The sequence below is a fragment of the Kitasatospora sp. NBC_01287 genome, assembly GCF_026340565.1.
In the GTDB taxonomy this organism is placed as follows: Bacteria; Actinomycetota; Actinomycetes; order Streptomycetales; family Streptomycetaceae; genus Kitasatospora.
The window spans coordinates 1,391,440-1,404,648 of the sequence record NZ_JAPEPB010000001.1; the positions used below are offsets into that span (position 1 = coordinate 1,391,440).

The 13,209-nt window shown below is 76.2% G+C and carries 1 protein-coding gene; it reads right to left on the reverse strand.

All coding sequences use genetic code 11. From position 1 onward, the window contains the following. Positions 1-26: 26 nt before the first annotated feature. The gene (locus OG455_RS05635) at positions 27-13,196 is read right to left on the reverse strand and encodes a type I polyketide synthase (protein ID WP_266290826.1); all 13,170 of its coding nucleotides are present in this window, start codon (positions 13,194-13,196) and stop codon (positions 27-29) included. Positions 13,197-13,209 lie beyond the last annotated feature (13 nt).

Sequence of the window (13,209 nt, forward strand, 5' to 3'; positions counted from 1 at the left end):
GTGCTGGGGGGTGCGTCGGTGGCGCGTCAGGAGACATCGGAGTTGCGGTCCATCAGCTCGAACAGCTCCTCGTCGGTGGCCGTCTCCAGGTCCAACTCGTCCTCGTCCAGCGGCGGGAGGGCGCCCAGGTCCCAGCGGTCCACCAGCTCGCGCAGCCGGCTCAGCACCGCGAGGCGGTCCAGGTCGTCGGACGCGGGCGCCGCCAGCGCGCGTTCCAGCGCGGCCAGCGAGCTCAGGGCGTCGGCCGGACCGGCCTGCTGGGCTCCGCCGATCGGCAGCTCGGTGGCCAGGTAGGCGGCCAGGTCGAGGGCGGTCGGGTGGTCGAATACCAGCGTGGCGGGCAGGTCGAGGCCGGTGGCGGCCGCGATCCGGCCGCGCAGCTCGACGGCGGTCAGCGAGCTGAGCCCGAGGTCACGGAAGGCCCGGTCACCCGCGATGCCCGCGGTGCCGCTGTGGCCGAGCACCGCGGCTGCCTCGCGTCGGACCAACTCCACCAGCAGGGCGTCGCGTTCGCCCTGGTCGGCGAGGCGGTCCAGCCGCTCCCGCCAGAGCGGGGCCGCCTCCGCCACCGCCGCCTGGGCCAGCACGGCGGTCACCGTGCTGTTGGTGACCGTGGCGTCCAACCAGTAGCGCTGGCGCTGGAACGGGTAGGTGGGCAGCTCGATCCGGCGCGGGCGGGCCCCGCCGAACGCGGCCGAGAAGTCCACCTCGACCCCGCGCACCGCCAACTCGGCGGCGGAGAGCAGGAACCGCTCCAGCCCGCCGTGGTCGCGCCGCAGCGTGCCGGCCACCACCCCGCCCCCGACCGTGCCCAGCTGGGCCAGCGTCTCCTGGAGCGGCACGGTGAGCACCGCGTGCGGGCTGACCTCGACGAAGACCGTGTAGCCCTGCTCGGCCAGCTCGCGGGTGGCCTGCTCGAAGCGGACCGTCTCGCGCAGGTTGCCGACCCAGTAGGCGGCGTCCAGCTCGGTGGTGTCGATCCAGTCGGCCGTCACCGTGGAGAGCATCGGGATGCTTCCCTCGCGCGGCCGGACCGGGGCGAGCAGCTCCAGCAACTCGGCCCGCAGGGTGTCGACCTGGGCGGAGTGCGAGGCGTAGTCGACCGGGATCAGCCGGGCCCGCTCGCCCTGCTCCACGTACTCGGCCACCAGCTCGGCCAGCGCGGCCGGCTCGCCGGCCACCACGACCGCCGAGGGGCCGTTGACCACGGCCAGCGAGAGCCGCCCGTCCCACCGGGCCAGCCGCTCCTCGACCTCGACGGCGGGCAGCGCCACCGACGCCATGCCGCCCTGGCCGGAGAGCGCCAGGATCGCCCGGCTGCGCAGCGCGACCACCCGCGCGCCGTCGGCCAGCGACAGGCCGCCCGCCACGCAGGCGGCGGCGATCTCGCCCTGGCTGTGCCCGACCACCGCGTCCGGGCGCACCCCGTAGGAGCCCCACAGTTCCGCCAGCGAGACCATCACGGCCCAGAGCACCGGCTGCACCACGTCCACCCGGTCAAGGCCGGGCGCGCCCTCCGCGCCGCGCAGCACGTCGAGCAGCGAGAAGTCGGTGTGCGGCGCCAGGGCGGCGGCGCACTCGGCGATCCGATCGGCGAACACCGGTGCGGTGTCGAGCAGTTCGCGGGCCATCGCGACCCACTGCGAGCCCTGGCCGGGGAAGACGAAGACCGTCCTGCCGACCTGCTCGGCCCGCCCGCGCACCAGCGCACCGGCGGAGTCGCCGTCGGCCAGCGCGCGCAGCGCGCTCAGGTCGCCGACCACCACGGCCCGCTCGTCCAGCACCGCACGGGTGGTGAGCAGGGCGTGGGCCAGCTCGACCGGCTCCGCCCCCGTCGCCGCCAGCTCCGCCACCCGGGCCGCCTGCTCGCGCAGCGCCTGCGGGGTGCGGGCGGAGAGCAGGAACGGCAGCGCGGTGGGCGCCTCGTCGCCACCCTTGCCGCCCTCGCTCTTCTGACGATCCGTCAACTCCGGTGCCTGCTCGATGATCACGTGCGCGTTGGTGCCGGAGACCCCGAAGGAGGAGATCCCCGCGCGGCGCGGGCGTCCCGTGCTCGGCCAGGCGCGCCGCTCGGTCAGCAGGCTGACCTCACCGGCCGTCCAGTCCACGTACGGGGACGGCTCGTCCACGTGCAGGGTCTGCGGCAGCACTCCGTGCCGGATCGCCTGCACCATCTTGATCACCCCGGCGGCGCCGGCGGCGGCCTGGGTGTGGCCGATGTTCGACTTCAGCGAGCCGAGTTGCAGCGGCTCGGCCCCGGCGCGGTCCTGGCCGTAGGTGGCCAGCAGCGCCTGCGCCTCGATCGGGTCGCCCAGGGTGGTCCCGGTGCCGTGGCCCTCCACGGCGTCCACCTCGGCAGGGGACAGGCCGGCGTTGGCCAGCGCCTGACGGATCACCCGCTGCTGGGCCGGGCCGCTGGGCGCGGTCAGCCCGTTGGAGGCGCCGTCCTGGTTCACCGCCGTGCCGCGCACCACGGCCAGCACCCGGTGGCCGTTGCGCCGCGCGTCGGAGAGCCGCTCGACCAGCAGCAGTCCCACCCCCTCGCCCCAACCGGTGCCGTCCGCACCGCCCGCGTAGGCCTTGCAGCGGCCGTCGGCGGAGAGCGCCTTCTGCCGGGAGAACTCCACGAAGGTGGTCGGCGTGGACATCACCGCCACGCCCCCGGCGAGCGCGAGGTCGCACTCGCCCGCCCGCAGCGACTGGGCCGCCAGGTGCAGCGCCACCAGCGAGGAGGAGCACGCGGTGTCCACGGTCACGGCCGGGCCCTCGAAGCCGAAGGTGTAGGAGATCCGGCCCGAGGCCACGCTGCCCGCCGTGCCGTTGCCCAGCCAGCCCTCCAACTCGGCCGGCACCTCGCGCACCCGGGGCGCGTAGTCGTGGTACATCACCCCCGCGAAGACGCCGGTCCGGCTGCCGCGCAGCGCGGTCGGGTCGATCCCGGCACTCTCCAGCGCCTCCCAACCGGTCTCCAGGAGCAGCCGCTGCTGCGGGTCGGTGGCCAGCGCCTCGCGCGGCGAGACGTTGAAGAACTCCGCGTCGAAGTCGGCCGCCCGCTCCAGGAATCCGCCGTGCCGGGTGTACGAGGTGCCGGGGACGTCGGGGTCCGCGCTGTAGAGCGCGTCCAGGTCCCAGCCCCGGTCGGTGGGGAACTCGCCTATCGCGTCGCGGCCTTCGGCGACCAGGCGCCACAGGTCGTCCGGGGTGGCGACCCCACCCGGCAGGCGGCAGGCCATGCCGACGATGGCGATCGGCTCGTCCACCGCGCGGGCGGCGACCGGCGCCGCCGGGGCCGGCTCCACCGCACCGCCGAGGAGCTCGGCGGCCAGGTGGTCGGCCAGCGCCGCCGGGCTCGGGTGGTCGAAGACCAACGTCGCGGAGAGCCGCAAGCCGGTGGCGGCGGCGACCCGGTTGCGCAGTTCGACGGCGGTGAGCGAGTCCACGCCCAGGCCGGTGAAGGCGCGCTGGGCGCCGATGCCGCTCGGGTCGGTGCCGAGCACGGCGGCGACCTCGGCGCGGACCAGCTCCAGCAGCGCGGCGCGGCGCTCGCCCTCGCCGGGCAGTGCGGCCAGCCGCGCCGCCAGCGGGTCGGCGGCCGCACTGGTGGCGCTGGTGGCGCCGGCCGTGGCCGCGCGCCGGGTCGGCCGCACCAAAAAGCGCAGCAGGCCCGGCAGTTGACCACCACGCTCGCCGCGCTCGCGCAGGGTGGCGAGCGCGAGCGGGGAGGGCACCAGCGCGGCCCGGTCGGTCAGGGCGCCGGCGAGGTCGAAGAGCTCCAGCCCCTCGGCCGAGTCCAGCGGCCGGATGCCCAGCCGGGCCAGGCGGGCGTGGTCGGCCGCGCTCAGGTGGCCGGTGATCCCGCTGGCCTCGGCCCACTGGCCCCAGGCGAGCGACTGCGCGGGCAGGCCGGCGGCGCGGCGGTGCGCGGCGAGCGCGTCGAGGTAGCTGTTGGCCGCCGCGTAACTGCCCTGCCCGGGCGAGCCGAGCACCCCGGCGACCGAGGAGTAGAGGACGAAGGCGGTGAGCGGCTGGTCCTTGGTCAGCTCGTGCAGGTGCCACGCGCCGTCCGCCTTGGGACCCCAGACGGTCGCCAGGCGCTCGGGCGTCAGCGAGTCGAGCACCCCGTCGTCCACCACACCCGCCGTGTGCACCACGGCAGTCAGCGGATGCTCGGCCGCAACCGAGCCGAGCAACTCGGCCAGCGCCGCCCGCTCGGCCACGTCCACCGCGGCGATCCGCACCTCGACCGCACCCAACTCCACCAGCTCCGCACGCAGTTCCACCGCACCCGGAGCCCCCTCACCCCGACGCGAGGTCAACAGCAACCGCCGCACCCCGTGCTCGACCACCAAGTGCCGGGCCAACAGCGCACCCAGCACCCCCGTACCACCGGTGATCAACACCGTGCCCCCGGCGTACCGGACCGGCTCCGCCGTGGGCGCGGTGGCGACGCGGACCAGGCGCGGCGTCAGCACCCGGCCGCCGCGAAGAGCCAACTGCTCCTCCCCGGTGGCCAGTGCGGCCGCCACCTGATCGTCCGACGGATCACCGTCGGCATCCAGCAGCACGATCCGCCCCGGGTGCTCCGACTGCGCCGAACGCAGCAGCCCCCACACCCCGGCCGCCCCCAGATCGGGCGACTCACCGTCCGCGACCGCCACCGCCGAGCGGGTGACGACCACCAGACGCGCCTCGTCCGCCAGCCGCTGCCGCACCGAGGCGAGGGTCCGTGCCAGCACCTCGCGCGGGTCCCCGCCGGCCTCGATCCGCAGCGCCTGCCAGGCACTCGCCCGGGACTCGGCCGAGGCGTCCTGCCCGGCCCGCTCGGTCGGCACCCACTCCACCGCGAAGAGCGAGTCGCGGTGCCGCCCCGGGTCGGCGCCCAACTGCCCGGCCTGGGCCGGACGGGTCCGCAGCGCCTCGACGGTGACCACCGGTCGGCCGGTGGTGTCGGCCGCCAGCAGGCGGTAGCGGTCGGGGCCGGTGACGGTGAGCCGCACGCGCAGCTCGCTCGCGCCGGCGGCGTGCAGGGTCACCCCCCGGTAGGAGAAGGGCAGTTGGCTACCGCCCGCCGCGCCCACGTGCAGGCCCGGCAGTTGCAGGGCGGCGTCGAGCAGCACCGGATGGATGCCGAACCGGCCCGCGTCGGCGCGCAGTTCCTCGGGCAGCGCGGCCTCGGCGTAGTAGGTGTCACCGCTGCGCCAGACCGCGCGCAGGCCGCGGAAGGCCGGCCCGTACTCCAACCCGGCGGTGGCCAGCGTCGCGTAGACCTCCTCGACCGCGACCGGCTCCGCGTCGGCGGGGGGCCAGGCGGACAGGTCGGCATCATCGGCAGCCCTGGAGGTGCCGGCAGGCGTCCCGGTCGAGAGCAGGCCGCCGGCGTGCCGCAGCCAGCCGCCCTCGGCACCGGTCCGCGAGTGGATGGCCACCGGGCGGGCGCCGCTCGGGTCGGCCGCGCCGACCGAGACCTGCAACTGCCGGGCCTGCTGCCCGACCAGCGGCAGCGGCGCCTCGATCACCAGTTCCTCCAGCGTGCCCGCGCCCACCTCGTCGCCGGCGCGGACCGCGAGGTCCACCAGCGCCGCGCCGGGGGCCAGCACCGTGCCGAGCGCGACATGGTCGGCGAGCCACGGGTGCGCCGCGAGCGAGAGGCGGCCGGTGAGCAGCACGCCGTCCGAGTCCGGCAGGGCGACGGCCGCGCCGAGCAGCGCGTGCTCGACCTCCTGCAGCCCGAGCCCGGCCGCGTCGTTCGCCCGGACGGCGGGGTCCAGCCAGTAGCGGCGGCGCTGGAACGGATAGCCGGGCAGCGCCACCTCGGGCCGGCGCGCACCGCCGAACAGGGCCGGCCAGTCGACCGCGTGGCCCCGCACGTGCAGCCGCGCCAGGGCGCCGAGCACCGCGGCCGCCTCGGGCGTGTCGCGGCGCAGTGCCGGCACCGCGACCGCCTCGTCCAACGTCTGCTGGACCAGCGCGCTCAGCGTGCCGTCGGGGCCCAGCTCCAGGAAGGCGGTGGCCCCGGCGGTGTCCAGCTCCGCGACCACGTCGGCGAAGCGGACCGCCTCGCGGACCTGGCGCACCCAGTGCTCCGGGTCGGCCAGTTCGGCGGCCGTGGCGAGCCGGCCGGTCAGCGCGGAGACCACCGGGATCGCCGGCGGCTGGAACGAGAGCGTCCGCACGACCTCGCGGAACCCCTCCAGCATCCCGTCCATCCCCGCCGAGTGGAAGGGGTGGCTGACCGTCAGGCGCTTGGTCCGTACCCCCTCGGCGGTGAACCGCGCGGCCAGGTCCAGCACCGCGCTCTCATCGCCGGAGACCACCACCGCCTGCGGCGCGTTCACCGCCGCGATGTCGACGCCCGCCACGAGCGCCGCGCGCACCCGCGCCTCGGTCGCCCGGATCGAGACCATCGCGCCACCGGCGGGCAGCGCCTGCATCAGCGCGGCGCGGGCGCCCACCAGCCGGGCCGCGTCGGGCAGCGCGAGCACACCGGCCACGTGGGCCGCCGCGATCTCGCCGATCGAGTGGCCGGCGACGAAGTCCGGTCGCACACCCCAGGATTCGACCAGTCGGAAGAGTGCCACCTCCAGCGCGAACAGGGCGGGCTGGGTCCAACCCGTCTCGTCCAGGCCGTCACCGGAAGCGATCACCTCGCGCAGCGAGAGGCCCAACTCACCTGCCACCTCGTCGAAGGCGGTCGCGAAGACCGGGAACGCCGCCGCCAACTCCAGGCCCATGCCGACCCGCTGGCTGCCCTGACCGGCGAAGAGCACCGCGAGCGGACCCGCCACCGCGGCCGAACCGCGCACCAGCGCGGGCGGCTCGCCGCCGTCGGCGAAGGCCCGCAGTCCGGCCAGGTCGCCGACCAGCACGGCGCGCTCCTCCAGGGTGGCGCGGGAGGTCACCAGGGCCCGCGCCACGGCGGCCGGTTCGGCGCTCTCCAGCAGGTCGGCCAGTTGGGCGGCCTGGGCGCGCAGCGCAGGCTCGGTCCGCGCGGAGAAGACGAACGGCAGCACCGGCGGAGCCTGGGGAGCGCCGAGGGGCGACTTCTCGGGAGCGCCCTCGGCGGGCGCGGCGTCCGGGGCCTGCTCGATGATCACATGCGCGTTGGTGCCGGAGACGCCGAAGGCCGAGACGGCCGCGCGGCGCGGCCGATCGGTCGCCGGCCAGGGCTGATGCTCCGTCAGAAGACTTACCGTACCGTCCGCCCAGTCCACGTGCGGGGAGGGCTCGTCCACGTGCAGGGTCCTGGGCAGCACGCCGTGCCGCAGTGCCAGCACCGACTTGATCACACCCGCCACCCCGGCCGCCGCCTGGGTGTGCCCGATGTTCGACTTCACCGAACCCAGCCAGAGCGGCGACTCGGCACTGTGCTCACGACCATAGGTGGCGATCAACGCCTGCGCCTCGATCGGGTCGCCCAGCGTGGTGCCGGTGCCGTGCGCCTCCAGCAGGTCGACCTCCGCCGCGCGCAGGCCCGCTCCGGCCAGCGCCTGGCGGATCACCCGCTGCTGAGCGGGGCCGCTCGGCGCGGTCAGCCCGTTGGAGGCGCCGTCCTGGTTCACCGCCGAGCCGCGCAGCACCGCCAGCACCTCGTGCCCGTTGCGCCGCGCGTCCGAGAGCCGCTCCACCAGCAGCAGGCCCACCCCCTCGGCCCACCCCGTGCCGTCGGCCGCCGCCGCGAAGGCCTTGCACCGCCCGTCCGGGGACATCGCGCGCTGCCTGGAGAACTCGATGAAGGTGGTCGGCGTGGACATCAGCAGCACGCCGCCGGCCACCGCGAGGTCGCACTCCCCGGCACGCAGCGCCTGCGCCGCCAGGTGCAGCGCCACCAGCGAGGAGGAGCACGCGGTGTCCACCGTGACCGCCGGACCTTCGAACCCGAAGGTGTAGGAGATCCGGCCCGAGGCCACGCTGCCCGCGTTGCCGATCCCGAGGTAGGCCTCCAGCTCCTCGGGCACCCGCTGGCCCGAACCCGCGTAGTCCCGGCCCGAGATGCCCGCGAAGACGCCGGTCCGGCTGCCGCGCAGCGCGGTCACGTCGATGCCCGCCCGCTCGAAGACCCGCCAGGTGGCCTCCAACAGGAGCCGCTGCTGCGGGTCGATGGCGGGCGCCTCGCGCGGCGGGATGCCGAAGAACTCGGCGTCGAAGTCGGCGATGCCGTCCAGGAATCCGCCGTGGCGGGAGTAGGAGGTGCCGGGCACCTCGGGGTCCGGGCTGTACAGGGCCTCCAGGTCCCAGCCCCGGTCGGCGGGGAACTCGCTGAGCGCGTCCACGCCTTCGCTGACCAGCCGCCAGAGGTCCTCGGGCGACTCGACGCCGCCGGGGTAGCGGCAGGCCATGCCGACGATGACGATCGGGTCCTGCTCCTGCTCCTGGTCCTGGGCGAGCGGCGCCACGGTGGGCGGTGCCAACTGCTCGGCGCCCCAGAGCTCCTCCGCCAGCCAGTCGGTCAGCGCGGTGGGGGTCGGGTGGTCGAAGACCAGGGTCGCGGGCAGCCGGCGGCCGGTGGCGGCCGCCAGCCGGTTGCGGAACTCCACGGCGGTGAGCGAGTCGAAGCCCTGCTGGCCGAAGGCTCGCGCCGGGTCGATCGCCTCGGGCGAGCGGTGCCGCTGGACGGCGGCGGCCTCGGCCCGCACCACTGCCAGCAGCCCGCGCCGGCGCTCGGCCGGGGCCAGTTCGCCCAGCCGCTCGATCCGGCTCGCCTCGCCACCGGCGGCGTCGGCCGCCGACTCGGCGCCGGTGCGCGGCAGCAGTTCGGCGACCAGCGGGTGGCGGCGGCCCGCGACCAGCGCCGACCAGTCGGCGTCGGCCACCACCAGGTGACTCTCACCGTGGTCGAGCGCCTGGCCGAGCACCGCGACCGCCTGCTCGGGCGGCAGCGAGACCAGGCCGTGCCGCAGCAGCTGCTGCTCGGCCCCGGCGGCGGCGATGCCGTCACCGGCCCAGTGGCCCCAGGCGATCGAGGTGGCGGGCAGGCCCGCCGCGCGCCGCTGGGCCGCCAGGGCGTCCAGATAGGCGTTGCCGGGCGCGTAGTTGCCCTGGCCCGGGATGCCGCACAGGCCCGCGAGCGAGGAGAAGAGCACGAAGGCCGACAGGTCCAGCCCGGCCGTCAGCTCGTGCAGCAGGCGTGCGGCTGCGGCCTTGGCCCGCAGCGCCAGGTCGAGCGCCTGCGGGGTGAGGGTGGGGATCAGGCCGTCGTGCAGCGCGGCAGCGGTGTGCACCACCGCGCCCAGCGGCCGGTCGGCGGGGATCCGGGCGAGCACGGCCGCCAACGCGGCGCGGTCCGCGACGTCCGCCGCCGCGAAGTCGACCTCGGCCCCCAGCTCCGCCAACTCGGCCGCCAGCGCGGCGGCCCCGGGGGCGTCGGCGCCCCGGCGGCTGACCAGCAGCAGGTGCTCGGCGCCGCGTGCCGCCAGCCAGCGGGCCACGTGGCCGCCGAGCGCACCGGTGCCGCCGGTGATCAGGGTGGTGCCGGTGGGGCGCCAGCCGGTGACGGCCTCGGCCTCCCGCTGTGCCGATCCCACCTGGTCCGCCGGACCCACCCGGTCCGCCGAGCCCACCCGGTCCGCCGAGCCCACCCGATCTGCTGCGACCGGCGCGGCCTTGATCAACCGCCGTGCGAAGGAGCCCGCCTGACGGATCGCCAGCTCGGATTCCCGCTCGGCGCCGGTGTCCGCGAGCAGCGCCGTCACCTGCCGCCAGTCGCGCTCGCCGAGCTCCCCGTCCGGCAGGTCGATCAACCCGCCCCAGAGCCCGGGGCTCTCCACCGCGAGGATCGCGCCGAAGCCCCAGACGAGTGCCTGCTCGGGGTCGGTCACCTCGTCCGACGGGCCGGTGGCGACCGCGCCCCGACTCAGGTACCAGAGCGGCGCCTGCGCCCCCGCGTCCTCCAGCGCCTGGGCCAGGGCCACGTTCGCGCCGTAGCCCCACGGCACGGCGTCCTGTCCCGGCAGCGTGCCGGCGCCCAGGCCGAGCAGCGACACGATGCCCGTGAACGGCTCGGCCGTGCGCAGGAGTTCGGCCAGCGCCGCCCGCTCGGGCACCGCCGCCAGCAGCACCGGCGTGGCCCCCTGCTCCGCCAGCCGGCTCACCAGGCCGCGCACCCACGGGTGTTCGCGCTGCTCCTCGGGCACGGCGACCAGCCAGTCGCCGGTCAGCCGGCCCGCGGCGGGCGCGGTGACGGCACGCCAGACCACCCGGTGCCGCCAGCCGTCGGCGGCCCGCTCACCGCGCTGCCGCTCCCACCAGCCGGCCAGCGCGGGCAGCACCGGCGTCAGGCGCTCGCCGTCCACGCCGATCGCCTCGGCCAGCCGCTCGGCGTCCCCTCCGGCGACCAGCTCCCAGAACGCCTGGTCCGGCGCGCCGCCCGCGGCGGTCAGCCGCTCGGGCGAGCGGGTCGCGGCCAGCCAGTAGCGCTGGTGCTGGAACGGGTAGTTGGGCAGGTCGACCGGCTCGGGTCGGGCCCCGGCGAAGGCCGGCGACCAGTCGACGGCCACGCCCCGCACAGCCAACTCGGCGACCGAGCGCAGGAACCGCTCGCGGCCGCCCTCACCGCGGCGCAGCGAACCGGTGACCACCGTGTCGGCGGCCCCGAGGTCCGCGAGGGTGTCCTCGATCGAGCCGGTCAGCACCGGGTGCGGGCTGACCTCGATGAAGACCGTGTGGCCGTCCGCCGCGAGCAGCCGGGTGGCCTGCTCGAAGCGGACGGTGCGGCGCAGGTTGGCGAACCAGTAGTCGGCGTCCAGCCCGGCGGTGTCCTGCCAGTCGGCGGTCACCGTGGAGACCAGCGGGATCTGACCGGCGCGCGGCGCGACACCGCCGAGCAGCTCGGCCAGTTCGGCGCGCAGCGCCTCGGTCTGCACCGAGTGGGAGGCGTAGTCGATGTTGACCGGACGGGTCCGCACGCCCTCCGCCGCGTACTGCTCGGCGAGTTCGGCCAGCGCGGCGAGCTCGCCCGAGACCACGGTCGAGGACGGGCCGTTGACCACGCCGATCGACAGCCGTTGCGCGCGGTCGGCGATCCGCGCCTCGACCTCGGCCAGCGGGCGCGGCACCGAGAGCATCCCGCCGAGTCCCGAGATCCTGGCCAGCGCCTTGGCCCGCAGCGCGACGATCCGGGCGGCGTCCTCAAGCGTGAGCGCGCCGGCCACGTAGGCGGCGGCCACCTCGCCCTGGCTGTGGCCGACCACCGCGTCCGGCCGCACGCCGTAGGAGCGCCACAGCTCGGCCAGGCCCACCAGCACGGCCCAGAGCGCCGGTTGCACCACGTCCACCCGGTCGGGGTCGGGCGTGCCGTCCGCGCCGCGCAGCACATCGAGCAGCGACCAGTCGGTGTGCGGGGCGAGCGCGGCGGCGGCCTGCTCGATGACCTGCGCGAACACCGGTTCGGTGGCGAGCAGTTCGGCGCCCATGCCGAGCCACTGGGAGCCCTGGCCGGGGAAGACGAAGACCACCTTGCCGGGCGTCCGCGCCCGACCCCGGACCAGTTCCGGCAGATCACGCCCGGCCGCCAGGGCCCGCAGGCCCTCGGCGGGCGCGCCGAGCAGCACCGCGCGCTCCTCCAGGGCGGCCCGGGTGGTGGCCAGGGTGTGCGCGAGCGCCGTCGGATCGGCGCTCTCCAGCAGACCGGCCAACTGCCCGGCCCGGTCGCGCAGCGCCTGCGGGGTGCGGGCGGAGAGCACGAAGGGGAGCACCGGCGGCACCAACGCCGCCGCCTGGGCCTCGGGGGCGGTCCCGGCCTCGGGCGCCGGGGCGATCTCGGGCGCCGGGGCGGCCTTGGCCGGCTCGGCGGTTGGAGCCTGCTCGATGATCACGTGCGCGTTGGTGCCGGAGACACCGAAGGACGAGACGGCGGCCCGACGCGGGCGCCCCAGCTCCGGCCAGTCCTGACGCTCCGTCAGCAGCCGTACCGTGCCGTCCGACCAGTCCACGTGCGAGGAGGGCTCGTCCACGTGCAGGGTCCTGGGCAGCACGCCGCTCCGGATCGCCAGCACCGACTTGATCACACCCGCCACCCCGGCCGCCGCCTGGGTGTGCCCGATGTTCGACTTCACCGAACCCAGCCAGAGCGGCGACTCGGCGCTGTGCTCACGACCGTAGGTGGCGATCAACGCCTGCGCCTCGATCGGGTCACCCAGCCGGGTGCCGGTGCCGTGCGCCTCGACCACGTCCACGTCGGCGGCGCGCAGCCCGGCGCCGGCCAGCGCCTGGCGGATCACCCGCTGCTGCGCCGAGCCGCTGGGCGCGGTGAGCTGGCTGCTGCGGCCGTCCTGGTTGACCGCCGAGCCGCGCAGCACGGCCAGCACCCGGTGCCCCAGGCGCTGCGCCTCGGAGAGCTTCTCCAGCACCAGCACGCCGGCGCCCTCGCCCCAGCCGGTGCCGTCGGCCGCCGCGGCGAACGGCTTGCAGCGGCCGTCGGGAGCCAGCCCGCGCTGCCGGGAGAACTCGATGAACAGGCCGGGCGCGGACAGCACGGTGGCGCCGCCGGCCAGCGCGAGCGAGCACTCCCCGGCACGCAGCGCCTGCGCCGCCAGGTGCAGCGCCACCAGCGAGGAGGAGCACGCGGTATCCACCGTGACGGCCGGGCCCTCCAGGCCCAGCGTGTAGGCGATCCGCCCGGAGGCGACGCTGGTGGTGGTGCCGGTGAGCACGTAGCCGTCGGTCTCCTCGGCGGGCAGGTGGTGCATGCTCGGCCCGTACTCCTGGGCGATCACCCCGGCGAAGACGCCGGTGCGGGTGCCGCGCAGCGCGGTCGGGTCCAGCGCGGCGTGCTCCAGCGCCTCCCAGGCGGTCTCCAGCAGCAGCCGCTGCTGCGGCTCGGCGGCCAGCGCCTCACGCGGCGAGACGCCGAAGAACTCCGCGTCGAAGTCGCCCGCGTCGTAGAGGAAGCCGCCCTCGCGGGCGTAGCTCCGGCCGGGCTTGTCGGGATCCGGGTCGTAGAGGTGCTCCAGGTCCCAGCCCCGGTCGGTCGGGAACGGCCCGACCACATCGCGCTCCTCGGTCACCAGCCGCCACAGCGCCTCCGGGCTCGCGGCGCCGCCGGGGAACCGGCAGGCCATGCCCACGATCGCGATCGGCTCGTGCTCCGCCCCCGCCGCCTTCGCCTTGGCCTCCGCCTCGCGCAGCAGCTTGCGGGTCTGGTGCAGCTCGGCGGCGACCTTGGTGAGGTAGTCGCGGAGCTTCTCCTCGTTGGTGGTCATGTCTCTGGTCGCC